This window comes from Variovorax sp. RTB1, from assembly GCF_035018765.1.
Taxonomy (GTDB): Bacteria; Pseudomonadota; Gammaproteobacteria; order Burkholderiales; family Burkholderiaceae_C; genus Variovorax.
The window spans coordinates 200,650-225,996 of record NZ_JASJXG010000003.1 but is presented as its reverse complement, the minus strand read 5'-3'; the positions used below and the strand labels follow the sequence as shown (position 1 = coordinate 225,996).

General features: G+C 57.8%; 18 protein-coding genes. 10 read left to right on the top strand and 8 right to left on the bottom strand.

Features of this window, described 5'->3' with window-relative positions:
- The first annotated feature begins 1 nt into the window (after nt 1).
- The 4 genes from rfbA (at nt 2) to QN397_RS03630 (ending at nt 4,093) form a co-directional block, all read left to right on the top strand.
- Nucleotides 2-889, top strand: a complete 888-nt coding sequence (gene rfbA / locus QN397_RS03645) for a glucose-1-phosphate thymidylyltransferase RfbA (RefSeq protein ID WP_323500122.1) — start codon at nt 2-4, stop codon at nt 887-889.
- Nucleotides 886-1,434: a dTDP-4-dehydrorhamnose 3,5-epimerase gene (gene rfbC / locus QN397_RS03640; RefSeq protein ID WP_323500121.1), complete on the top strand. Its 549-nt coding sequence runs from the start codon at nt 886-888 to the stop codon at nt 1,432-1,434. Before rfbA ends, rfbC begins: the two co-directional genes overlap by 4 nt.
- Before the next feature lie 86 nt (nt 1,435-1,520).
- Nucleotides 1,521-3,101: a hypothetical protein gene (locus QN397_RS03635; protein WP_323500120.1), complete on the top strand. Its 1,581-nt coding sequence runs from the start codon at nt 1,521-1,523 to the stop codon at nt 3,099-3,101.
- On the top strand, nt 3,098-4,093 hold the full coding sequence (locus QN397_RS03630) for a glycosyltransferase (RefSeq protein ID WP_323500119.1): 996 nt from the start codon (nt 3,098-3,100) through the stop codon (nt 4,091-4,093). The genes QN397_RS03635 and QN397_RS03630 overlap by 4 nt, the downstream gene beginning before the upstream one ends.
- Before the next feature lie 81 nt (nt 4,094-4,174).
- Here QN397_RS03630 and QN397_RS03625 read toward each other — a convergent pair whose 3' ends face one another.
- From QN397_RS03625 to QN397_RS03610, 4 genes are all read right to left on the bottom strand, one after another.
- The gene (locus QN397_RS03625; protein ID WP_323500118.1) at nt 4,175-5,326 is read right to left on the bottom strand and encodes an alginate O-acetyltransferase AlgX-related protein; all 1,152 of its coding nucleotides are present in this window, start codon (nt 5,324-5,326) and stop codon (nt 4,175-4,177) included.
- A gap of 1 nt (nt 5,327) precedes the next feature.
- Nucleotides 5,328-6,746 carry an MBOAT family protein gene (locus tag QN397_RS03620; protein ID WP_323500117.1) on the bottom strand — a complete coding sequence of 473 codons (1,419 nt, stop codon included), beginning with the start codon at nt 6,744-6,746 and terminating at the stop codon, nt 5,328-5,330.
- A gap of 8 nt (nt 6,747-6,754) precedes the next feature.
- A complete protein-coding gene (locus tag QN397_RS03615; protein WP_323500116.1) occupies nt 6,755-7,813 on the bottom strand; it encodes a class I SAM-dependent methyltransferase in 1,059 nt (352 codons plus the stop codon).
- A gap of 353 nt (nt 7,814-8,166) precedes the next feature.
- Nucleotides 8,167-9,048 carry a hypothetical protein gene (locus QN397_RS03610; protein ID WP_323500115.1) on the bottom strand — a complete coding sequence of 294 codons (882 nt, stop codon included), beginning with the start codon at nt 9,046-9,048 and terminating at the stop codon, nt 8,167-8,169.
- Nucleotides 9,049-9,123: 75 nt separating this feature from the next.
- On the opposite strand from QN397_RS03610, the gene QN397_RS03605 reads away from it, so the two are divergent.
- The 3 genes from QN397_RS03605 to QN397_RS03595 all read left to right on the top strand — a co-directional run bounded on the left by QN397_RS03605 (nt 9,124) and on the right by QN397_RS03595 (nt 14,091).
- Nucleotides 9,124-9,741 carry a class I SAM-dependent methyltransferase gene (locus QN397_RS03605; protein WP_323500114.1) on the top strand — a complete coding sequence of 206 codons (618 nt, stop codon included), beginning with the start codon at nt 9,124-9,126 and terminating at the stop codon, nt 9,739-9,741.
- A gap of 367 nt (nt 9,742-10,108) precedes the next feature.
- Nucleotides 10,109-11,146 (top strand): GDP-mannose 4,6-dehydratase, encoded by a 1,038-nt coding sequence (gmd, locus tag QN397_RS03600; RefSeq protein WP_323500113.1) that lies wholly within the window; start codon nt 10,109-10,111, stop codon nt 11,144-11,146.
- Nucleotides 11,147-11,223: 77 nt separating this feature from the next.
- Entirely contained in the window at nt 11,224-14,091 is a 2,868-nt protein-coding gene (locus tag QN397_RS03595; RefSeq protein ID WP_323500112.1) for a glycosyltransferase, read from the top strand.
- Between the two features lie 27 nt (nt 14,092-14,118).
- On the opposite strand, the gene QN397_RS03590 is transcribed toward QN397_RS03595, so the two are convergent.
- The 4 genes from QN397_RS03590 to QN397_RS03575 all read right to left on the bottom strand — a co-directional run bounded on the left by QN397_RS03590 (nt 14,119) and on the right by QN397_RS03575 (nt 20,327).
- The gene (locus tag QN397_RS03590; RefSeq protein ID WP_323500111.1) at nt 14,119-17,262 is read right to left on the bottom strand and encodes a glycosyltransferase; all 3,144 of its coding nucleotides are present in this window, start codon (nt 17,260-17,262) and stop codon (nt 14,119-14,121) included.
- 138 nt (nt 17,263-17,400) lie between these two features.
- Nucleotides 17,401-18,102: an ABC transporter ATP-binding protein gene (locus tag QN397_RS03585; protein ID WP_323500110.1), complete on the bottom strand. Its 702-nt coding sequence runs from the start codon at nt 18,100-18,102 to the stop codon at nt 17,401-17,403.
- A 6-nt stretch (nt 18,103-18,108) separates the two neighbouring features.
- The gene (locus tag QN397_RS03580; protein ID WP_323500109.1) at nt 18,109-18,912 is read right to left on the bottom strand and encodes an ABC transporter permease; all 804 of its coding nucleotides are present in this window, start codon (nt 18,910-18,912) and stop codon (nt 18,109-18,111) included.
- A complete protein-coding gene (locus tag QN397_RS03575; protein WP_323500108.1) occupies nt 18,909-20,327 on the bottom strand; it encodes a mannose-1-phosphate guanylyltransferase/mannose-6-phosphate isomerase in 1,419 nt (472 codons plus the stop codon). The genes QN397_RS03580 and QN397_RS03575 overlap by 4 nt, the downstream gene beginning before the upstream one ends.
- Nucleotides 20,328-20,458: 131 nt before the next feature.
- Between QN397_RS03575 and QN397_RS03570 the strand changes: the two genes are divergently transcribed.
- From QN397_RS03570 to QN397_RS03560, 3 genes are read left to right on the top strand one after another with little or no spacing between them, the layout of a single operon-like run.
- On the top strand, nt 20,459-22,480 hold the full coding sequence (locus QN397_RS03570; RefSeq protein WP_323500107.1) for an acyltransferase family protein: 2,022 nt from the start codon (nt 20,459-20,461) through the stop codon (nt 22,478-22,480).
- 3 nt (nt 22,481-22,483) lie between these two features.
- On the top strand, nt 22,484-24,346 hold the full coding sequence (locus QN397_RS03565) for a glycosyltransferase family 2 protein (RefSeq protein ID WP_323500106.1): 1,863 nt from the start codon (nt 22,484-22,486) through the stop codon (nt 24,344-24,346).
- Between the two features lie 2 nt (nt 24,347-24,348).
- Entirely contained in the window at nt 24,349-25,341 is a 993-nt protein-coding gene (locus QN397_RS03560; RefSeq protein ID WP_323500105.1) for a glycosyltransferase family 2 protein, read from the top strand.
- Nucleotides 25,342-25,347: the final 6 nt, after the last annotated feature.

Here is a 25,347-nt window from a genome sequence, read left to right as displayed (position 1 = left end):
CATGACCCAACGCAAAGGCATCATCCTCGCCGGCGGCTCAGGCACTCGCCTGCACCCGGCCACACTCGCCATTAGCAAACAATTGCTGCCCGTGTACGACAAGCCGATGATCTATTACCCGCTGAGCACTTTGATGCTTGGCGGCATTCGCGATGTGCTCATCATCAGCACGCCACAAGACACGCCGCGCTTCGAGCAACTGCTTGGCGATGGCAGCCAATGGGGTATGAACCTGCAATACGCGGTGCAACCAAGCCCTGACGGCCTGGCGCAAGCATTCATCATCGGCGACAAGTTTTTGGGCAATGCGCCAAGCGCGCTGGTGCTGGGCGACAACATCTTTTACGGCCACGACTTCGAGCAACTGTTGAGCGATGCCGATAAGAGCGACGCCGGCGCGACCGTGTTTGCGTATCACGTACAAGACCCGGAGCGCTACGGGGTCGTCGCTTTCGATGCGAAGGGCAAGGCCAGCAGCATCGAAGAAAAGCCGCTCAAGCCGAAGAGCAGCTATGCCGTGACCGGCCTCTACTTCTACGACAACCAGGTGGTCGACATTGCCAAGGCAGTGAAGCCGAGTGCGCGCGGCGAGCTTGAGATCACTGCGGTCAACCAAACCTACCTGGACCTCGGGCAGCTCAACGTCCAGATCATGCAGCGTGGTTACGCATGGCTCGACACGGGTACGCATGAGAGCTTGCTCGAAGCGGCTCAGTTCATTCAGACGCTGGAGCACCGGCAGGGCTTGAAGATAGCCTGCCCGGAAGAGATTGCCTGGCGGAGAGGATTTATCGATCGTGCGCAGTTGGAGCGCTTGGCCGCCCCATTGCAGAAGAACGGCTACGGCAAATACTTGAACCATTTGTTGGCGGATGAGGTGCGCTCGTGAAGGTAACTCCCACTGCGATTCCCGATGTGCTTGTGATCGAGCCCAAGGTGTTCGGCGATGCGCGCGGATTCTTCTTCGAGAGCTTTAACCAGAAGGCATTCGACGAAGCGGTCGGTCGGCATGTCGAGTTTGTTCAGGACAATCATTCGCGGTCGGCGAAGGGTGTGCTGCGTGGGCTGCACTATCAGATTCAACAGCCGCAGGGGAAGTTGGTACGGGTGACGAGCGGTGCGGTATTCGATGTGGCAGTGGACATTCGAAAGTCGTCGGCAACGTTTGGCGATTGGGTCGGCGTTGAACTCAGCGAGGCCAATCACAAGCAGTTGTGGATACCCTCAGGTTTCGCGCACGGCTTCCTAGTGCTGACGGAGACGGCAGAGTTTCTGTACAAGACTACAGATTACTATGCGCCGGCACATGAGCGCGCAATAGTATGGAGTGACACCAAGCTCGCAATTGCCTGGCCGGATATCGGCACGTCGCCGAAGCTCTCACCTAAAGACCAAGCTGGCACGTCGTTCCTTGCTGCCGAGGTTGTCGATTGATGGGCGCGAGAAGGGCCGAGACGCCTGGCTCCGCGCTTCTAAGCTCAACGATTCCTGAAATTTCCAAAGGGCACCTTGCAACGCGCATGCCGAGCATTGGCGTGTGGTTAGCTATGCTGTGCCTGGGTGTGGGAGGTTACGCGGTCTATTTCGTGGATGCGCGGGGGCAGGACCAGAACTGGGATCTGCTGAACTACCACTACTACTCGGGATACGCTTTTCTAAACGGTGGATTGAGTCGTGACGTCGCAGCCGCCGGTATTCAGACGTATCTGCATCCAGCGGTTAACGCGGTGTCTTATCTGGCTCTGAGATATCTCGCATTCCCTTTCAGCGCGTGGCTAATCCTTTCGGTGCAGCTGCTTTCATTGCCTCTGCTTGCGATGGTTGTGCTCGAAAGCAAGAAGGGCCTTGGCCCTGCGGGTTATGGCTTTAGTGCATTGCTCGCGTTGGCTTTGACTCTTCTCGCGCCGCTCTGGTGGGGGGAGTTGGGCACTACGTTCTTCTCGTCATCCACCACCCCGCTCGTGCTTCTTAGCGTTCTGATGTGCATGCGCCAGTTGAGGAATCAGGACGCCGTTCGCCCGATGTGGTGGCTGCTGATTGCTGGTATTCCGATTGGGATTGCAAGCGGGTTGAAGTTGACCAATGCCCCTTACGCTGTCGCTTTGGCCGCGGCATTGATATTGGCAAGCTTGAACGTCAATCTTCGCAAGACCATAGGGCGCACGTTGGCACTCTCTGCCGGGATGACCGCAGGCTTTGCGCTAACTGCGGGGTGGTACGTTAGTGTCTACAAAGCTTGGAAAAATCCATTATTTCCCTTTTACAACGGTATTTTTCGCTCACCTTATTTCGAGTACAGCAATTTTCGAGACGAGCGGTGGCGATTCCATTCCCTTGCCGAGTTTTTTCGATTCCTCGGGGATGCGGTGAGAGGCACCTACAAAACATCGGAGATCAGCTTTGCCGATCCGCGGCTGATTGTCGTCGTAGCAATCGTACCCCTGGGATTTCTAGCTTTTCGGCGCATGCGAAGCGCACCTGGCAACCTGATGTTTGGTGCGTTTGTCTTTCTAGGTGGCGTAATCTGGGCATTTAGCTTCGCCTATCAGCGCTATTTGATCCCGATCGAGTTGCTCTTGGGAATCTTCGTTTGGATCATCATGGCAACGTTGCTCAACAGTGCAAAGGTGGTTTCGTTTTGCATGGCATTACTGCTGCTCGGGTGCCTTTACCTGACACGTGTTCCGGACTGGAATCATGGAAAAGACATTTCCGCCGTACCTAACGCGTTTGATCTAAAAATCGACCAGCAGATTGCATCTACACCTGCGACTTACCTGGTTGTAGGTGAGCCCCTCTCCTTCGTGTTTCCGTTTCTCCATCCCGCCAGCGTTTTTTACAAACTGAACGTGTCTTCACCGATCAACAGCCTGGTTGCTCAAAAACTGCAACTTCCGCAGGCAACGCGGCTGCCTCTGCGTGTCATATTCCGGGATGCAGAGAAGGTTGCAGCGGCTTTAGCTATCAAAGTCGTCGGACTACCCGCTTTCGGCGGAGACTATGTTTGTACCGAGGTAAGAGGTCGAATCGAAAGCTATTCGATTTGTGAGTACAAAGGTGCCTTCATTCCGATGACAGTAAACGAACCCGTACGACAATGACATCGACCGCTACACTTCCGGCGGCAGTTGCCACCCCTCGGCTCTATCGCGGGCAACGCATTGCGCTTATCGTGCCTTGCTACAACGAAGAAGCTGCAATTGCCGAAGTCATTCGTGGCTTCAGAGCGCAGTTGCCTGAATTATCCATCTGTGTCTTCGACAACAACTCCACCGATCGAACCGCCCAGATTGCTCGCGATGAAGGCGCGATGGTGGTTCAGGTTCAACTATCGGGCAAGGGGAACGTCGTGCGGCGTATGTTTGCGGATATTGAAGCGGACATTTACGTTATGACCGACGGTGATGCAACCTATGACGCATCGACGTGCACGGCAATGGTCGACAAACTTCTAGACGAGCGACTGGACATGGTGGTCGCCTGCAGGAAGACCGAGGCTTCCATCGCCGCAGACGCATATCGGCGTGGACATCAACTTGGGAATCAAGTCCTGACGGGCGGGGTCGGCAGCATCTTTGGCGGGGCTTTCACGGATATGCTTTCGGGCTATCGCGCTTTTTCAAGACGCTTCGCCAAGTCTTTTCCGGCGCTGTCTCGCGGCTTCGAGATAGAGACCGAATTAACAGTGCACGCCCTCGAGCTTCGCATGCCTTACGGTGAGATCGACACGTCCTACTTTGCGCGCCCTGAGGGCTCGCAGAGCAAGTTGTCGACCTACAAAGACGGTTTTCGGATCCTTCGGACAATCCTGCGGCTCTATGTGAGTGAAAGACCTATGCACTGCTTCGGTCTCTTGGCCTTAGTATGCGCATTGATTTCTGTTGGGCTTGCGATTCCGATCCTTCAGGAATTCTGGCGAGACGGATTAGTGCCAAGATTGCCGACGGCAGTACTGTGCGCATCGATCATGATCCTCACAATGCTGTCTTTGGTGTGCGGCGTGATTTTGGACTCAATAACGCGTGGGCGGCAGGAGATGAAGCGCTTGACTTACTTGTCGGTGGAGCGCACTAAGGTCAATTCCGATGTTTGAAATGCAGCGACGCATCACCGGTTGACGGGTCGTGCGTTTGCGAGGCTAATCCGAGTCCCAACGGACCCTATGAGCCCAAGGTCAGGGCCGGCGCTGCTTTAGTTTTGCGATCGCGGCCGTCACCTGTTCGGGCTCGCTAAATGCGCGCAGTGCAGGCCCGGCGACTTCAATGAACTGGACAACCACCCATCGCGCGTCGCGTGGAATCGCATCGCTTATTGCAGGAAGAGTAAGCGTGGTCGTCCATCTCAGCCGATAAGTTTCACTGAAATACGCGGTAAACCCGTTGCGGTTTAACGCGTCGAGAAAGCTATCGCCCACCAGAAGCACCGGATGAAGCAAGCCCGGTGTGCCGGGAGTCGTCCGCGTGATTTCTTCGTAGGGGCTTTCGGTTAGTGTGCTTGTGAAACCTTGAGGCCAGCGCCAGTTGGGTTGCGTGAACAGCGAAACCTCATTGGGCGGATTTAGCAATGGCATGAAGCGCGCGATTCCGCCGCTGAATGTATGTGCTTGCGTCACCAACTGATGCGTCCAGACGCTGCGATCCAGACCCTCTGCGCGGCTCATGTTGTCGACAATGGCCTTAGCTACCGGGAAAGCTGCCGGATCATTCCAGTGGAAGTCGGTGCGGTGGAAGATCGGCCTCGACTGTGAGGTCTGTTGCAGTAGAGCAGTGCTGTCAATAAAACTCAGGTTCGGTATCGTGGACAGTTCACCGATGAGATGGTCGATGCGACGCATTGGCTCGCGCGCCGCCACTGAAGTCGGCAAATTCTCGGGGATAAACCGGTCGCCCAGTAGGTTGACCACCATCACCATGCCGATGCCGTTTTGCTGAAGCGCGTCCGCGTAGCGCCGCACGCCGTCCACGACGGCAGCTTCATGCGTTGCCAGATACGCTTCAATAGCAGGCTTTTCAACATCGAGCGTGCCGCGGTAGAACAAGTAGCCGTCACGCCCCACGTGCACCTTGTCTGAGACGCCGAATACCCGGTAATCGATGGTTCCCTTTATGCGTATCAGCAGAGAGCGGAAGCCATAGTGCTCCGCAAACCAGGTGTTGGCCTGCCGCAGATAGCGATCCGGCTGCTCGATGCTTGGTGCCTTGGCCAATGTGCGTTGCTCGTCGACCTCGAACTCCGGCGCCAGCCGCGTGAGCATTTGCAGGCCTGGAAGCAGCGTAAGGAGCAAAAAGGTCGCAATGAAGATTCGATGGGTGACGGCAGATCGCATCTCAGAACCGGAAATAGATGAACGGATTGAATCCGTTGGCCGCAATCAAGGCGGCTGAATAGCAAAAGAGCGCCAAAGCGCCAAGCGAGACAATCGGCGCGGCAAAGGATCTATCAGTGAGGCGCCAGACGGTGAGACGCCAGTCCTCGGGCACCAGCACTGCAACGCTGCCGATCGCCAGGAACAGCAATTTGTCCGAGGTCAACACGGCCCAAGCAACAGCCGGCGTTTGACCTGCACTGAGGCCCAACATCGCTGCTAGGTAATTTCCAGCCACGCTCGCAGAAGGCGACCTGAACAGAACCCATCCCACCATGACGAGCAGCAAGGTCATTAGCCAGCCACCGAAACCGTGTGGTGCCTGGCCGAAACGGTTTGATGCCAGACGCTCCACAACCAGCAACAGGCCATGGAACAGCCCCCAAAGCAAGAACGTGTAGGCAGCGCCGTGCCACAACCCGCACAGAATGAAGACAACTAGCAGGTTGACGTAAGTGCGTACCGGACCCGCGCGATTGCCGCCCAATGGAATGTAGAGGTAATCGCGGAACCAGCGCGACAAAGTCATATGCCAGCGTCGCCAAAATTCGGTGATGCTTTGCGAGCGATAGGGTTGGTTGAAGTTCTCGGGAAATTTGAAACCCAGCATGCGGCCCATGCCGATAGCCATGTCGGAGTAGCCCGAGAAATCGAAGAGGATTTGCAGCGTATACGCAAGAAGACCGATCCAAGCGGCAGCCATGCCTAATTGATCACTTGGCAATCCGAACATTCGATCGGCCACCACGCCGACGTTGTCTGCGATGACGATTTTCTTTGCCAATCCCAGGCAAAAGCGCAGTAGGCCGGCATGGACATCTTCGAGGCGTATGGGCCGGTGCTCAATGCGATTCACCAGTTCGGCGTAGCGCACAATCGGCCCCGCGATAAGCTGCGGAAAGAGTGTGTGGTACATGCCGAAATCGACCAGCGTCGGTGCTGGCGGCGCATCACGACGATAGATGTCGACGATATAAGAGATGCCCTGAAAAGTGAAAAACGAAATTCCGGCGGGCAGCACGATGTCGCTGAACGTCGATGACCCGGGCATGTTGAGCGCGGTGCCCGCGTCCAGCACCGCGCGTTGCATAAAGTTCCAATACTTGTAGTAGATCAGCGGTACCAAATTGGCGACCACGCCCACTGTTAGCAAGGCGCGGGCTCGGCCATCCGCGGGCATGCGATGGAGCGCGTTTCCAATGACCGCGTTGACGACCACCGATCCCAGCAGAACCACCGACACTAGCCCGGCATCCACGAAATAGAACGCGAAGCTCGCCAGCACCAGAAACGCATTGCGCGAGCGTGCCGGGAGAAAAAAATACAGCAGAAACACGATCGGCATGAAGCCGAACAGGAAGCCGGGCGAGCTGAAAGTCACTTCGAGATCTAGCCCTTGAATATGCTGCGCACGGCGCGCAGCGGCTTGGTGATGCGCCAGGAGAGCGAGTTTTCGACTGCACTGCGTGCGGTTTCACTGCGGGCGAGCTTGCTGGTCAGCGCTTCGTTGCGGCTAAGTTCGCTGCTCCTAAGAGCTTCGTTGCGGGCAAGCTCGTTGCTCAGTGCTTCATTGCGGGCGTGGGTTTCTTTGACGGTGTGGTCGTACTGCTCCAGCAAGCCCGCAGCACGAAGGTGCTCTTTCTGCAGCGTGCGCAACTCCTCGTCGACATTGGCCAGCTGGGCGAGCACACGTTCGACGTCCGACGCCTTGGAGGTCAGTTCCTGCCGCGTGCTCTCGAGCTCCCAGCGGCGCAGCGTGGATTCCCCCAGGCTGGAGAAGACTTCTTTGACCGCGTTAGTGCCAACCTGCTCTTTGGTCAGGTCAAAGAGCTTGCGCACTTCTGCCGGTTGGTTGGGGCCGACTGCCAGCATCCCAAGACCTGCCGAGTGGTCAAATTCGAAGCTAGGATATTGCTTTGTAATCTCGGCCCAAAATTGCCAGACGCCGAAGTCACGCTCGCGCACGTTCGTGTCGTGGAACAGCACGATGGCCCGGTCCGACAGCTTGGGCAGCCAGCTATCGAAGTCGTGCTTCACGGCTTCGTAGGTGTGGAGCCCGTCGATGTGCAGCAGATCAACCGAGCCGTCCTCAAAGTAGGTTGTAGCCTCGTCGAAGGTCATGCGCATGAGGCGCGAAAATGCCGCGAAATGCTTGTCGTTGAACGCCGCCAAATCGTTGTAGACGCTGTCGCCATAAAAGCCCGCATGCTCGTCGCCCTGCCATGTGTCGACGGCATAGCACTTGGTGTTGAGCGACTCGTTCTGCACGGTCTGGCAGAAGGCCGCGTACGACATCCCGAAGTGCGAGCCCAACTCGACCAGGATGCGAGGCTGCTGCACTGCAACGAGCCAAGAACCGAAGGGCACGTGCCCAGTCCAGCCGCTGGAGACTAGGCGCAGTGGCCGTATGAACATGGCTAGGTTTGGCTGGATGGCGTCGAGGATCATGGGAATTCGCTTGCGTCTTGTTATCAGTAACTGCTGAGAATTGTGCCGTACGCTCGCTCGAGCCCGACGTTCTATCGATGTCGTTATTTCACGCGCGCCAAACGATGGATTTTGTCAGCTCCTTGGCAAAAGACGCCGCCATTGCGGCAGTGTGCCCAGCGAGCCCGGCCCCCGTCGTCGCTCGGCCAGCCGATCCCGTCGGAGAGCGATCGACTCGTGCGTAGCTGAAGTTCGCGAGCTGGCAGGCTTCGCTAACCCACGCGCCTGCGACGTCAGGGCGCTGATCGAGGACTGGCCGAAGTAGCGCACTCAACCATTGGCCATGGCCCCGGCGTTAAAGCGCGGGTCTATTTTCATTTCAGCGCTACAACAATCCTTTCCCACCATGACAGCTGCCGCCGTTGTCGCCGCCCCTCGGAGCCGACGAGCAAATGGCGATAGTTCTTGGGGTTGCGCTGCACTCGCGTAGGCAGTGCGCGGAGGTCGACTATGTCCCAGATGAAGTCCGATCGGCCATAGAAATCCTGGCGCTTGGTCACCGTTTCATGGATATTGATCGCACCCAGAAATTCGGGATTGTTGTACTCTTGGTGAGAAAAGGCGGCAATCTTGCGCTTCACGCCGTCTTCATCAGCAAGGTACGAAAAATGCCACCCGGCGTTCTCAATGAAGGTGGCGGGTATACCAGTGGTCCGGACGCCAAAACGCATCTGGTCAGGTGTGTGCTCGCGCAATTCGCTTTTCGGAAACGCGCAGCACCAGGCGCTCGCGGACTCCGGGCCGCCGACATTTCGGTAGTTCAGATAGAAATACGACAGCAGCAACTGGAAGCCATACACCTGCAATGGTTTGCTGCGGAGTCCAGCTACAACCTCTCCTCTAGGGATCTCGTCAACGTCGGATACGCAGATGAGATCACTATCAGCGGCGTCTACAAGGCCGCGAACAATACTGTTGCGCTGAAAGCGCTCTCGGTCCCATGCGTTTCCAGAAACAATATCGTCCTCGATGGCGATGTAACGGATCTTGCCCACGAAGGCTGAAAGGCCCGCGCGCTGCGTTGGAAAGGTCAGCTTTTTCACGTTGCCACTGAACGTCTTGGTGGCCTCGACGATCACGAATTCGTCAACGACGTCATTCAACTCGTGAAGCCTGATCTCAAGCGCCTCGATCTCGCCGTTGTAGAGAAAGCAGTCAAAAATTCGCATGGTGACCCGTTTGCTATGTGCGCCCATCCTAATTTACATACGGCTGAATTTCGTGGCGGTTAAGCCATATCGTGGACTCACTATTTTGAGTCGAGGTTTCGAGTGTCGACCTACACGAGCGATTGGTTCAGCCATAACATTCCCGCATGGCAAAGCTTTTTCAGTGGCTGGGGAGATGAGCCGCGCACGGCGATTGAGATTGGATCCTACGACGGAAGGTCGTCCGTTTGGCTGCTCGAAAATGTGCTGCGAAACAACGCTAGTCGGTTGCACTGTGTTGACGTCTTCGCTGATCGCGAAAAGCCTGACAGCTATTGGAAGCGTTTCGAAGAAAACGTTCTGAAGTCGCCTCACGCGCCGAAGGTCGACGTTTACACGGGCTATTCGATCGACTTCATGCTGCAGTTCGCGGTATCGGGCCGAACGGCGGATTTCGTTTACGTAGACGGGTCGCACCGAGCTGCTGACGTCCTCGAAGACCTGATCCTGGCGTTCCGCGTTTTGAAGCCGGGCGGTCTGATGATTTGCGACGATTACTTAGGAGGCGCTGGTCCTGGCAAAGACCCAACGCTCGGTTCACCCAAGATCGCAGTAGACGCGTTCACGACCCTTTATCGAGACCGACTTGAAATAGTGGCAGGTCAGCCGCTATACCAGTTGGCCATGAAAAAGAGCAGCGATCGCGAGTGGGACGATCCGGCGTCGCGCGGGGCGTTGTAGCACGCAGCATCACCAACGCCCGTCGGCGTTCCTTGGGGCAGCATGCCGCAGACCCACACCGCAGAACTTCTAGCCAAATAGCCAAATAGCAAAAGGAGATCGGCGAGGCTGTTCGGGCGAAAATCGAAAGCTACATCAACTACTTACGTATTGTTATGGACTAACTAATCCCATGCCCGCGTGTCCTCGCTACATGACGCACCGACTGCTATCAACCTTCTGACAAATTCACAAACGGCAACGTTTTTAGTCCTTGTGCGTCGCAAAACATCGCGGACGTCGAGGCCGTTCAACGTATCCCACGGTCAAGCCAGCACAGATGATGCGGCACAATCACTCCCCTGTAAGCAACTCCCAACTTAGATCTATGACGAAGCACGCAGTAGTAACAGGTATCACTGGACAGGATGGCGCCTATTTGGCCGAGCTGCTGTTGAGTAAGGGTTACGTAGTGCACGGAACCTTCCGCCGGACGAGTTCGGTGAACTTTTGGCGTATGGAAGAATTGGGAATCCAGGATCATCCGAACCTCAAGCTGGTCGAGCATGACCTGACTGATCTCGGCAGTTCGCTGACGCTCATCAAGGAAGCGAAACCCGACGAGGTCTACAACCTTGCTGCGCAAAGCTTTGTCGGTGTCAGCTTTAACCAACCCGATGCCACTGCGCAGATCACCGGCATGGGTGCGCTGCACTTGCTCGAGGCGATACGTCTGACAGACCGCAGCATTCGGTTCTATCAAGCCTCCACCTCCGAGATGTTTGGCAAGGTGCAAGCCATTCCCCAAGTAGAGGAGACGCCCTTCTATCCGCGTAGTCCCTACGGCGTAGCCAAACTGTTTGCGCACTGGATGACGATCAACTATCGCGAGAGCTATGACATCTTTGGTTGCAGCGGCATTTTGTTCAACCATGAAAGCCCGTTGCGCGGTCGCGAGTTTGTGACGCGGAAGATTACCGATTCTGTCGCCAAGATCAAGTTGGGCAAGCTTGAAGTTCTTGAGTTGGGTAACCTCGGCGCCAAGCGCGATTGGGGTTTCGCCAAGGAGTATGTCGAGGGTATGTGGCGCATGTTGCAAGCCGACGAGCCTGACACTTTCGTGCTGGCGACGAACCGTACTGAAACAGTCCGTCATTTCGTCGACCTGGCTTTTCGCGCGGCAGGCTATGAACTGCGTTTCGAGGGTGAAGAGCAAAACGAGGTCGGCATCGACGTGGGCAGCGGCAAGACGATGGTACGGGTCAATCCCAAGTTTTATCGGCCTGCGGAAGTCGACTTGCTCATCGGCAATCCCGCCCGTGCCAAAGAGAAGCTTGGCTGGGAGCCGACGACAACGCTCGAGCAGCTTTGTACGATGATGGTGGAGGCTGACTTACGCCACAACAAGTCGGGGCACTCTTTCTAGATCCATTCTCAGATTCGCGATAAGTGTCGCGCGAGTATGGTGCGGCTATGTGGCTGATGATAAAACTAAATGCGGGCATGTCCGCAACGATGAGTCGGGGGAGTCCTTTGAGAATACAGCTAGAGCGCGTATATCGCTACTTGGGAAGGTTGGCGCGCCAGCCGAAAGCCAGCGGGAGCCAAGCCGAACAACCATCGCAGCTGATCGAAAAATCAGGACTTTTCGATCCAGTTTTCTATGCGTTGGCATATCCAGACGTCCGCTTATCTGAGCTTTCTCCTCTCGAGCATTTCATTCAGCACGGTCTTATGGCTGGTCGCCATCCATCGATTCAATTCGATCCTGATCTCTATGCGGCGTCAAACCCAGACATCGGCGGTGTTCGGAAAGCCCTTTTGCACTACGTTCTATGCGGGAGACTTGAAGGCCGAATTCCCGGACCTGCGCCATTCGCTGCCGACGCGTTAGCAACGATCGTCGCCGAAGTGCGCGCAAGCGGAATGTATGACGAGGCCGTCTATCGCGGGTCTCACCCAGCCATCGATGCTAGCGAAATGGATCCGTTGGTTCACTATCTCGTCAGCGGATATCGAGACTTCGTCGAGCCGTCGAATGCTTGTTCCACGCGCACGTATCTCGGCAGGTACGTCGATGTCCGTATGGCAGGGATCAACCCGTTGGTCCACTGGCTTCGCCACGGGCGCCAAGAGGGCCGCAAGATCGACCTCGATCCGCTGATTCGCTTCCCCTGGTCTGAAGATGATCGGGGCTACCACCTCCCGGACGACGTTGTGAGTTATGAAATCAGCGAAGGGGAAGCGTACTTCGGTCGGATGGGTTTCGATTTTGCTGACCGCGACACCGCAAAGGGCTTGACGCACGCTGCTGACTTTATGGCGAACCAGCGGCCGTTGCTCGATCTGAGTGCCGACGCGCCAGATGTCACCATAATTATTCCGGTGTACGGGCAAGCGCACTTCGCGTTGAGTTGTCTTGACTCGCTGGTATGGCAGCGATCGAAGTTCACCGCCGAGATCATCATTGCGGACGATGCGTCGCCTGCCAAGAGCGAGACTGAACTGCTCGGACGAATTCCATGGGTCCGATATGAACGGCGCGATGAGAACGGCGGATTTCTCGATTGCTGCAACTGGGCTGTCGAGAAAGCGCGAGGCAAGTTCGTCGTGCTGCTCAACAGCGACACTCGAGTCGTTGAAGGTTGGCTGGATGAGTTGATCAATGGCTTCGCACTGTTCCCGAAAGCGGGAATGGTGGGGTCCAAGCTCCTCAACGACGACGGCTCACTCCAGGAGGCAGGTGGGATCTTTTGGCGGGATGGCTCTGCTCACAACTACGGGCGTGGCGGTGATTCGAACAAGCCGGAATTCTGCTTCGCCCGGCAAGCCGATTTCATCTCGGGCGCCTCTATCGCTTTGCGCAAGTCAGTGTGGGATGAGCTGAGTGGATTTGACCCTTACTACCGCCCAGCCTATTGCGAAGATGCTGATCTCGCCTTCAGGCTTCGGCGTGCAGGGTACGAAGTATGGTTTGTGCCGTTTTCTCGCGTTATCCACTACGAGGGCGTGACACACGGTCGTGACACGACGAAGGGTGTGAAGGCGTATCAAGTTGAAAATCTGAAAAAGTTCGGAAAGCGCTTTCAGGCCGAGCTGGTCTTTCACCCGGAGCCTGGCTCCAGTTCGGTGGCTGCAGCAAGCTGGCGAATGAAGAGGCACTTGCTTGTCATCGACGCTCAGGCGCCTGCGCCCGACCAGGACTCTGGTTCAGTCGTTACCGACGAGGTCATGCGCACATACCGCGAACTGGGTTTCTCGGAACATTTTTTTGCGAACCATCATCCCTATTGGTCCGAGCCTTACGTGACAGCGCTGCAGCGTAAAGGCGTGTGCTGCCACTATGTTCCTTTCGCGTCGCACATCGGCATGCTGTTGGAGTCCGGGTGTACCTTCGACTACGCGCTTTTGTATCGCTACTACGTGGCGGACATGGTTCACGACGAAATCAGGGCTCGGTCGCCAGCGACGCGAATCCTGTTTGCCAACGTCGACTTGCACTATCTGCGTGAGTCGAGGGCTGCAACAACGGCCAGTGACAAACAGGCATTGTTAGCGGCGGCATTGACGAAGAAGCGAGAACTTGAGATGTTTGCTCGCGTGGACGCGTCTTTCGTCCATACCGAAGTTGAGAAGAACATTATTCAGGCAGCGATGCCACGACCGCTTGAGAACATCGTAGTGCTGCCGTGGTTGGCTGAACTGAGCGACGGCGACAAACCTTACGCCAAGCGCACCGACGTGATGTTCTTGGGCAACTTTCCGCACACTCCAAATGTCGACTCGATTCGCTTCTTCATGGAATCGATTTGGCCCCGGCTTGAGCGCTCCCTGCCACCGTACGCGCGACTGCTCGTGGTGGGCAACAAGCCGCCGCAGGAGGTCATGTCGCTGTCCACGAATCGTGTCATCGTGACTGGCTACGTAGAAGAGTTGGCGCCGTACTTCGCAACAACGAGAGTGTTCGTTGCACCGCTGCGCTACGGAGCAGGGATCAAAGGGAAGTTGGTCACTGCACTCGCGCACGGCGTTCCAAGCGTTGCGACCCGCATTGCGGCTGAAGGTATCGGAGCAGAGGGTTGCGCTCACCTCGCCGTTGCAGATGATCCCGACCAATTCGCGGATGAAGTGCTACGCATTTATGGCGACGAATCTGCGTGGACAGCCCTGCGTGATGCGGGACTCGAGTTCGTTCGAGCCAATTATTCGCGACAGGCAGCCTCACAACTTTGCGTGGAGGCAATGCGCCTTGCCGACGAAACCTGGGCACGCCGTCAAGAATATATGTGCCGAAGCTCTCTGGAGAAGATCATGAGCAGCAACGGGGAATACGACGGTGTGAGCGGGCAACGCCAAGGTCTATCGAATTGATTCGACGACGAGGGCGCTAAAGCGAATTTACAGCCCCTGTACTGCCCTGCGCTCCGCGGACAGCACGTCAAGCCGTTTGCGCATCGCTTCGCCCACGGCAGCATGGTTGTACAGGCGTAGCACATGCTCTCGCGCAACCTTGCCTCGCGCCTTCCCCTGGGATGGATTTGCTGCGACGTGGCGCATGATCTCGATCGCCGCTTTTTGATCAGGCTCCGCCCACGTTTGCCCGTGCCACCACGGATATTCATGTGCTCCCAGCGGACGCAAATCGTATGGCACCGGGTATCCAGTCTCTTCTGTCAGGAAATCGGTGCATCCCGAATAGTCGGTTCCGATGACAATGCGCTCGAAAGTCATGGCCTCCGCCATGCCGAGGCCGAATCCCTCGGCCCGGTGCAGGGACACATAGACGTCCGACGCGTTAATCAAACCGAGGATCTCCTTGCGGGGCATGCTCCGATCCATGATGAGAATGCGACGGTCCTTGGCGGCGGCGGCTTCGATGACTGCCTTAACGTCCGGATGATGGTCAGCCGCGCCGGTCGACTTGATGACTAAGCCCACATTCTCATCGCCATGCGGAAACGCGAATTGAAACGCCTGCAACACACCAAGCGGATTCTTTCGGAACGGCGATGAGTAGTAGTCAAAGCTGAACATGAAATAGAAACGCTCTTCTGTCATGCCGAAGTGCGAGCGCGACGGGTAAACGCCATCGATGTTCTCCATGGCCGGCGGCATCACGATGATCGGCCCCTCGAAGATGTGAGCGAAGGCATCGGCGATGAATTTGTTAGGTGCCCAGATCTCGTGGATATTCCCCAAATTATTTCGCCATTCTTCGGGTGCTGTGGAAAGCTCCCAGTAGGTGCAAAGAATGTTGTATGAATCCTTTAAAAGCTTCGGGTCAAGTGTTTGAAAAACCACTGGAACCTGATCTGCTGCTACTTCGATCACATTCACTTCGTACGGTTCGCTCACGTCGTACCGATGCGGCATGTAAGGCTCAATCAGTCGAGTCTCTATGCCGGCCTGAAAAGGGTAGATCGAGAATTCCAACCCTGCAGACTCCGCAGCGGCAAGATTCGCCCTGAAGGCTTGCCCCAGCCCCAAGGCGCCCTCTGCGTAGCCGATGAACAATGTTCCCCGATGGAGCGTGTGGGTCGCGTTCGTGCACTCGTCCGTTGGCGGTGGTATTTGTTTCAGCGATTTAAGGCGCGCCTTCACCCTTGGGCTGATCAATTTCCTGGAGGAAGCCGAAATCGCTGATTTGTAGCCTTGCGTGTCTGCTCGATCGGCAAAGAAAGTCAAGAGCATTCCCACTCGCCGAATGGCGCGCGTCACCTTCAGCCTCAGGGGCTGAGGCCCAACAGCCGCCGGTGTGGAATTCGCGCCGATGTGCGCCTTCTTCATCGATAGGGTCGAGGCAGAAAGTTTCCCCGCATTTTCGGCAATCAATGCCCTGCGGATAGCCATACTGCTTTCTCGCCAAGAGAACTTAGTACGAATATTCCGAACACCGGCGTCCGAAAGGGTCTTATATCGTTTTGCATCTATGTCGTTCGCCTCGAACAATAGGGCCGTCAGATGTTCTGTAGAAGGCTCCCACCAGTCGCCAACATCTCCGAATCCTTTGTCGGAATAGTCGGCCTTGATTGGTGTGCCGCTCAACAGTAAGCCTCCGGCTATCGCGAAGTCCGCGGTGCCGCTGAAGTTTCCGAATATGGATGGCGTGCCGCAGGCCATGGATTCGGCTACGCTAAAGCCGAAACCTTCGGAGCGCGATGAGCAAACCGTGAAGTCGACACTGCGATAAAGAGCGGCCAAGGTTTCTTCGTCAGCCGCGGCGAGGCTCTCGTAAACTGAAATGCCCTCGGCATAGTGCTCGGATATTCGGGAGTTCTTCCAGACACGCGAGCTGTCAGGCGTCGGCAGCGCCTGTTCGATGCCGATGCCAATGAGGATCAGCCGGGCGGACCGCTGCACGCTATGGAATGCCCGCCACGCCTTGAGCATGACGTCGAGACCTTTTCGATGCTGGTTACGCGAAAACCATAGAAACGTCTTGCCATCCGCGATGCGCTCCGAAGGGCCCCAGGGGTGAAAGCTGTCGCTTTCAACGCCGAGGGGTGCGTAGTGAACCCGATTGAACCCCGCATTGTTCAGCACATCTACGCCCCAACGCGACGTGGTCAGAATCATCTTGTAGCGGTCTGTGTATTCGAGCCACGACGCAGGCGGTTGAGACGTCTCCCAAACCGTGTAGAGGAAATCGAATGGCTGGACGCCAGGGTGCGTAAAAATAAGTTCGGGTGCGTTGGGATGAACCAGTCCGTATTTTTTCAGATAGGGATGCAGGTTCTTATTGACGATGTTCCACGAATTTGTTTCATTGGAACTATGCGACTGATGTGCGACATAGTGACCCAGGAACTTTTGCGAAAACAACCGCTTGTTCTTGGTCAGATAGTCAAGCTTGAACTGACTGGGTTTCGCTGAAAAGGTGGAACTCGTCCAGTGCTCGATCTGGGAATTCGGCAGGTAGGCGCAGGTATATCCAGCCTCTCTGAGCCGGAATCCGAAATCCGCATCCTCATGGTAGAAGCCATAGTCGTTGTCGAGAAATCCGATTTCATCGACGGTTGAAATTCTTACACCGGCGAACGTGAGTTCACAGAAGTCTGCTTCAAGACGATGAGGAGTACCGCTTGGCGGCGCGAAATCGTGCGCAAAGGTAAGCTGCTCGAGATCCCAAAACACCCGGTAGGCCAGTTCTTTCACGCCGGCGGCCTCGTCAATCAGCATCTGTGCTGGGGCTACGATGCCAAGGTCCGGGTCATTCAAAAGCTCGCCTAGGAGCTCGCGCATCACGTCCGTCGTGAAAGTGATGTCGTTGTTCGCCACGAATACGAATTCACAGCCGCGTTCCCTTGCAAGATCTGCTCCGATATTGCACGCCTCGGTATAGGTGTGTGGCCGCCCCAATTGTTTCAGGTGGACTCCAGCCTGCTTGCATATCGCTTCGGTGCTATCCGTGCTTCCTTGGTCAATTACCATCACCAGTTCGCTCGGGATCCTGAGCGTAGGCAGCATTCGCTCAAGAAGCTTACCGCCGTTGATCGACGGAATAACCAGTAAGGATTTTCTCAGGGCGGCTTCAATATCCATGGATTCTTGTAGTGGTGGGTTAACCAGGAATTCTTCGTTGGATGCGAACGCGGGCATACGACGCCGACCATACAAATCGCCGCATCTTGTTTAGCCCGGTAAGCGGACCTGCGCCTTCAGCGCGATTCCCTTGAACGATCACTCAGCAATGATGCGTCCGTGCTCCAGATGAATAACGCGATTGCATTCCCTGGCAATCAATTCGGGTGAATGAGAGGCCAGCACCAAAATGCCTGATTTCGCAACCACATCTTGCATGCGCCTCTCTGCCTTCTCGGTGAACTCCGCATCACCAACGGAGAGCCATTCGTCCATGAGCAGGATGTCTGCCTGAACGCTGGTAGAGATCGAGAATGCTAGCCGCATCATCATGCCGGTGGAGTAGGTGCGCACCGGCATGTTCACGTATTCGCCAAGTCCGCTGAACTCGCAGATGCTTGGCGTGAGTTCATCGAGTTGCTTCCTGCTCATGCCCATGACCAGGCCGCGCAACATGATGTTTTCCAGACCCGTTGCGTCGGCCTCTATACCGAGCGAAGGGTCTATCAGGCTGGCGACGGTGCCCTCCCTGACGAATTCGCCCGACGACGGCTCATAGACGCCCGCCAATGCCCGTAGCAGTGTCGATTTGCCCGCGCCGTTGTGGCCGATCAGACCCAGCCGGTCGCCGCTTTTCAGCTCAAGATTGATGTTGCTCAGCGCCTGAACCACGTTCACACCGGTTTCCTTGCCGAAGCGGCCACCTGTGACCGATGAGGCCAGTGTCTTCTTCAGCGATGCGGAGCCAGCTCCATAAATCGGAAAGTTGACAGAGACATTTTTGAGCGAAATAGAAGCCATGGATTCTTAAAGCCAGTAAACAACGCGGCGACGGTATTTCGAGAAAAGCATGGCCGATGCAGTGACGCTGAAAAGGGTCCATGCGAGGATGCCCCACCAGTTATGCGCTTCGGCAACACTGCCCATCAAAGGTGCACGCAGCAGTTCAAGGATCTGCGCGAACGGGTTGTAGAGCACATATTTCGCTCGCCCCGGCAAGCTTTCTGGCAGCCAGAACACTGGCGTCAAAAACATCAGCATCTGCATCACACTGGTCACGATTTGCGTCACATCGCGAAAGCGCGTGCAGACCAGTCCAAGCGCCAGGCCCAGCGCCTGCCCGTTGATCAGGAGAAGTAAAAACGCAGGGATGACCAGCAGTGCCGACCACGACAAGGAAATGCCTGCCCAGATTGCTACGGGAATGTAGAGCACGATCTGATGCGCAAACTGAATGAGGTTGCGCGCCATGCTCCGCCATACAAAAAGGCTGATCGGAAAGTACCCCTGCTTCAGGTAGTTGGCCGAGCCGATGAAGGTGTTGCAGGAATCGATCACCATGCTGGAAAAGAACCCCCAGAAGATGAGACCCAGCGCGAGGTGCGGAAAAAACTTGGAGAGTTCAGTGCCGAACAGTGAGCTGTATAGCGGCCCCATGCCGCCGATCATGGCGCCCATGCTCAACGTGAGCCAGATCGGCCCGAGCATCGAGCGCCGATAGCGCAGCACGATGTCGAACCACGCCAGCGTCCACCAGATGTCGGTGCGGCGGGTGCCCTCCCACCAATCCGTCCAAGCGCTGCGATGCAGGTTTGAATGTGCCTGACTCATGCGCGCCCGTAGGTGTCTGCCAGGCGAACGATGTCGTCTTCGCCGAGGTAGCCACCGCATTGCACTTCGATGAGCACGAGTTCGTTTTTGCCGATGTTCGTCAAGCGATGTTTCTCTTTGAGGGGGATGTAGCGGTACTGGCCAGGCAGTGTTTCATGCTCGACATCGCCCACCTGGACGATCGCTTTGCCTTGCACCACGACCCAATGCTCGGCCCGCTGGTGATGGTATTGCAGTGAAAGCGATTCGCCGGGTTTGACGGTAATGCGCTTGACTTTGTAGCCTGACTCTTCCTTGAGCGAGGCATAGGTGCCCCAAGGGCGGTGTACGACGGCGGGAAGAGTGACGGTTTCGTGCTTGCGCGACTTGAGCGCATCGACGACCTGCTTTACTTTTTGGGCGCTGTCTTTGTGAGTGATCAGCAGCGCATCGGGCGTGTCGACAATGACCAGATCGCGAACGCCCAGCACGGCCACCATCTTCGGCCCGTGGCTGTCGATCTGCACGTGCGTGTTGGTGGTGTCGATGGCGATCGCGTCGAAAGGAATCGTATTGCCGCTGGCATCGGCGGTGTGCGACCTGGCAACCGACGGCCAGGTGCCGACGTCGCTCCAACTGAACTTGGCGGGCACTACATGCACGTTGTCGGCGCGTTCCATGACGGCGTAGTCGATGCTGATGTCGGGCTGTAAGCCAAAGGCATGTAGATCGAACTGCACAGCGTTGCCTGCCGCGGTCGAGGTGTCGAGCGCATTGCGCGCTGCAGCCAAAAGCGCGGGGGCGTACTTTTCAAAGGCCGCCACGATAGCGTCTGCCGTAAAGCAGAACATGCCGCTGTTCCAGTAATAACGGCCGGTCGCCAAGTAGTCCTGGGCGGTCGGAAGGTCGGGCTTCTCGACGAAGCGTTTGGCCATCTGGCTGTCGCGCGAAACCTTATCGACCTCGATGTAGCCGAAGCCGGTGTCCGGCGTCGTCGGGCTTACGCCAAAGACGACCAGCGCACCCTTTTCAGCAAGGCGAAAAGCCTCGCTCGCACTGGCGACGAAGGCATCGACGTCGGGCACCAGGTGGTCGGCCGACAGCACCAGCATGACGGTGTCGCCACTGAACTTCTTGATGCACTGCAATGCCGCGAGCGCGATGGCTGGAGCCGTGTTGCGGCCCTTGGGCTCGAGCAGCAGGGTGGCCGACGGTGGGTCTGCCATCTGGCCGAGCACGTCTTTGGTGAGGAACAAATGGTCTTTGTTGGTCACGATGAGCAAATCGCCGGTGCCGCAGGCCTGGCCGCGTTCGATGGCTTGCTGCAGCAAAGTCGAGCCGCCGAGCTTCATGAAAGGCTTGGGAAAGGCCTGGCGGGACAGCGGCCAAAGCCTGGATCCGGCGCCGCCAGAGAGCACCACTGAAAGCAGTCGCATGTTGTTCCTCTGATTTGTTAGGGTGAAGTTTACCGGGCGCTCGAGGTGCGGCCGCCTCCAGCGGCGCCGCAGAGCCGCTGAACCAGATCCAACGTTGCGAAGATAATCATGCGCCCGTCGACGCGTTCAGCATGCCGCCACAACAACAAGAGCTCCCTCACCTCGCCCATCCCAAGTACCGCCCCGACATCGACGGCTTGCGTGCGGTGGCGGTGTTGGCGGTGGTCGTGTATCACGCCTTTCCGAAGGCGGTGAGCGGTGGCTTTATCGGCGTCGACATCTTCTTCGTTATTTCAGGCTACCTGATTTCGACGATCATTTTCGGAAGCCTCGCCGGCAGCGGATTCAGCTACGGCGAGTTCTACGCGCGGCGCATCCGGCGCATCTTGCCTGCCTTGCTGCCTGTCATGGCGGCCACCTGCGTGGTCGGGTGGTACGTGCTGCTGTCGGATGAATTTCGGGAACTGGGCAAGCATTTGCTGGCCAGCGCCGGCTTCGTGTCGAACCTGGCTTTGTGGAACGAGGCGGGCTACTTCGATACCGCCGCGGAAAGCAAGCCGCTGCTGCATTTGTGGTCACTCGCGGTCGAAGAGCAGTTCTATATTTTCTGGCCGCTGTTTCTCGGGGTGGTCTGGCGCGCACGCGCCAGCCTGGGTCGGAACAAGCTGACGTGGTGGATCGGCATCGTGGCCGGGCTGTCTTTCGTGCTGAATGTCGCGACCATTCATCGGCACCCCGAGGCGGTCTTCTATTCGCCGCTCTCGCGAATCTGGGAGCTGGCCGCTGGCGCCTTGCTCGCCCATTCGGCACTGCGTCACACCACGCCGCGCGGCGCTATCAATTCCGAAGTGCGTGTGCTCGCGGGCCTGGTACTTATTGGCCTGGGCCTGTACTTCATCCAGAAAGAAAAGACCTTCCCGGGCTGGTGGGCCATCTTGCCGGTGCTGGGCGCGTGCCTCTGCATTTCGGCGGGGCCGCTTACCTGGCTCGGTCGCAACCTGCTCGGCTCGCGTGTCTTCGTCTGGTTTGGGCTGATCAGCTACCCGCTGTATCTGTGGCACTGGCCGTTGCTGGCGTATGCGCGCATCGTCGAGAACGGCATGCCGACAGCGGTGATCCGCGGAGGCGCAGTGGTGGTCGCGATCGTGCTGGCATGGCTGACGTATAGCTTTCTTGAACGGCCGATACGCAAGAGCAACGACCCGGCAACCGTTCGCTGGTTGTTGATCGGCATGGTCACGTTGGCCGTCGTCGGCACGGCCATTTTTGCGCGGCTCATCCCCGCCCGGAACAGCGATCCAACGTTGCAGGCAATCGCCTCGGCGAGCACCGATTGGGGCTATCCCGACACCATGCAACTGGTCAAGCGCGGCGGCGAAGAGATCTACAAGATCGGAGCCGGCAGCAAGCGCGTGCTGCTGCTGGGCGACAGCCATATCGAGCAATACGGCCCGCGCGCCCTTGAGTTGGCGCGCACAGCGCCGGAGCAACTCGGCACGTTGTACTTTGCGACCCGCGGTGCCTGCCCAGCCATTCCGCACCTGTCCGAAGACCGTGATCCCGGCTGTGCCGAACGCCGCGAGCACATGGAGACGTTTGCCCGCAGTGCCGATATCGACTCGGTCGTCATCGGCGGTTGCTGGGCCTGTTACTTCGATGTGGGCGAAGCGCCGCCATCGGCAAACGCACCAGCGCCCGACCACTACTACTTTCGCGAAGGCACGACGCGGCACATGCTGCGCGGCGGCGATGGCGTCGAGCGTTCGTTCAACTCACTGGAGCTCTTCCTGAAATCGCTGAAGTCCGCGGGCAAAAAGGTCTACCTGGTGTTGAACATTCCGGTAGGCGACGGCTTCGAACCCAAGTCGATGATCAGCGGCAGCCGCCTCGGCACGCTGACCGCGCCTAGGGTCGACCCACGGGTCATGCTGACGGCTTCGCAGAAGCGCATTCATGACCGGCTGCAGCAAATCGCGGTCGCGAGCGGTGCCATCGTCATCGATCCGATGGCGACGCTGTGCAATGCCGATGGGCAGTGTCTTCGCACCGATGCGGATGGCATTCCCATCTACAAAGACGGCACACATTTGCGCGCGGCGTATGTCAGGCGCTTTGCCTCTTTTGTCGACCCGGCGATCACCCAGTCGAAGTAAGCCATGAACTTAATTACGCGACTGACCCACCTCATTCGGCTCGGGGTGCAGCACGGGCCGCGCATGGCGGCCAAGCTGCCGCAAGCATGGCGCGTCTACCGCAAGGCGGGCTGGCAGGGCATGGTGTGGGAACTGCGGCGCCGGATGCGCAAGACCAACGACTACGCGAACTGGGTCGTGACCTACGACACCCTGACAGCCGAGACTCGCACGGCCATCACGCAGCGTGTCGCGGCAATGCCAGCGCCGCCGTTGATTTCGATATTGATGCCGACCTACAACCCGAACCCGGTGCATTTGCGTGCTGCCATCGAGTCGGTGCGAGCGCAGCTCTATCCGCATTGGGAGCTGTGCATCGCGGACGATGCATCCACGGCGGCGGAAGTCCGGTCTATCCTGGAGTTCTACCGTGACTCGGACCCACGTATCAAGGTGGTGTTTCGTCCGAAGAACGGTCACATTTCTTCTGCATCCAATAGCGCCCTCGAACTCGTGACCGGCCCCTGGATCGCGTTGATGGACCACGACGATCTTCTGCCCGAGCACGCGCTGTTTTGGATGGTCGACCGCATCGCGAAGCACCCCGATGCGCGACTCATCTATTCCGACGAAGACAAGATCGACGAAAGCGGCCAGCGGTCCGATCCCTACTTCAAACCCGACTGGAACATCGACCTGTTCCGCTCGCAAAACATGTTCAGCCATCTTGGCGTGTTGTCGGCTGAACTGGTGCGCTCGGTCGGCGGGTTTCGAGCCGGCCTCGAAGGCTCGCAAGACTGGGACTTGGTGATGCGCTGCATGGAGCACGTCGATGCCTCGCAGGTCCAGCACGTGCCGCGCGTGCTCTACCATTGGCGCGTGCACGCGGAGAGCACCGCGCGCTCGATGAACGCCAAGCCTTACGCGGCTATTGCAGGCGAGCGGGCACTGAACGAGCACTACCAACGCATCGGCGTCAAAGCCGTTGCCGAGTACCAGCAGTTCGGGTATCGCACGCGGTATGTGTTGCCGGATGAGCTGCCTCTCGTGTCCATCATCATCCCCACGCGCAACGGGCTCGACCTGATGCGCCAATGCATTCAGTCGATCGACAAGAAGACGACGTACGGCCGCTACGAAATCATCATCGTGGACAACGGGTCCGACGACCCGGCCGCGCTCGCGTATTTCGCGAATCTGGCCGAACGAGCGAATGTGCGGGTGCTGCGCGACGAGCGGCCTTTCAACTATTCGGCGTTGAACAACGCGGCGGTCGCTGCCGCGCGGGGTGACGTCATTGCGTTAGTCAACAACGACATTGAAGTGATGTCGCCCGACTGGCTTTCGGAGATGGTGAGCATCGCCTTGCAACCTGGCGTAGGCGCGGTGGGCGCGCGACTCTGGTATCCGGGCATGGCGCTGCAGCACGGCGGCGTTGTTCTGGGTCTGGGTGGCTTGGCCTGCCACGCGCACAAGGATCTTCCGCGAGGACTTAACGGATACGCCGGACGCGCTGCGCTCATCCAATCCTTTTCAGCCGTTACTGCTGCCTGCCTTGTTGTCCGAAAAGCGGTCTATCAACAGGTCGGTGGCCTCGATGAATTGCATTTGACGGTTGCCTTCAACGATGTCGACTTTTGCCTCCGCCTGCGCGAAGCCGGCTACCGCAACGTGTGGACGCCGTACGCTGAGCTCCTGCACCACGAGTCCGCGACCCGCGGCGACGACATGGCGCCCGACAAGCGAAAGCGTTTCGAGCGCGAGATCGCGTACATGAAGAGCCGCTGGGCTGATGTGATCGCGAACGACCCGGCTTACAGCCCGAACCTGACGCTCGACGCCGAGGACTTCAGCTACGCATGGCCGCCCAGAGTCGAGCGGATCTGACGATGGAAGTTGCAGACCTGGACGTCTCCGTCGCGCTCTGCACACGCAAGGGCGCGCGCTATGTCGCAGCGCAGGTCGAAAGCATCTGCGCTCAGGATCTGATGCCGCGTGAAATCGTTGTCTCCGACGACGCATCGACCGACAACACCGTCGCGATCGTGCAGGAGACGATCAGACGCTGCGGCATGGCCAGCGTCATCGACCTCACCGTGCTGCGAAACGACCCGCCGCTCGGTGTGACGCGCAACTTCGAGCAAGCGATCGAGGCCACCCGTTGCCCGTTGATCGCGCTGTGCGATCAGGACGATGTCTGGCATGCCGGCCGACTGGCGCGCATGGTCTCGCCATTTCGCCAACGCGCCGATTTGCTGCTGCTGCATTCGGATGCCCGCCTCGTCGACGACGCCCTGGCGCCGCTAGGTTCAACCTTGTTCCACGCACTCGAAGTCAAGCCGTCCGAGCTGGCCGCCATCCAGGCCGGTGCGGCCTTCGAAATCTTCTTGCGCCGCAATCTGGTGACGGGTGCGACAACGGTGTTTCGTCGCTCGCTGCTCGGCGCAGCGCTGCCATTCCCCGCCGAATGGGTGCACGACGAATGGCTGGCGGCCATCGCAGCGGCGACGGGTCGGATGGACGTTTTAATCGAGCCGCTGATCGACTATCGCCAGCACGCGTCCAACCAGATCGGCGTGCGTAAGCCGACGCTGGCGGACAAGATCGTGAAGGCGGTCGCGCCGCGTGGTGACAAGCATCGAAAGCGTTTGGGCAGGGCGGAAGCGCTGTTGCAGCGTTTGACGTTGCTTGGCGGCGCCGTGCCCGACTCGCATCTGCAAGCGCAACTCGGCAAGGTGGCGCACCAGCGCTTCAGAACCGACCTGCCGGCCAACCGCCTTGCGCGCATCCCATCGGTGCTTGCCGAAGCCTTGCGCGGCCGCTACGAGCGCTTCGACCGCGGCCTGCAATCCGTCGTACAGGACTTGCTGGAACGCGGCTGAACAATG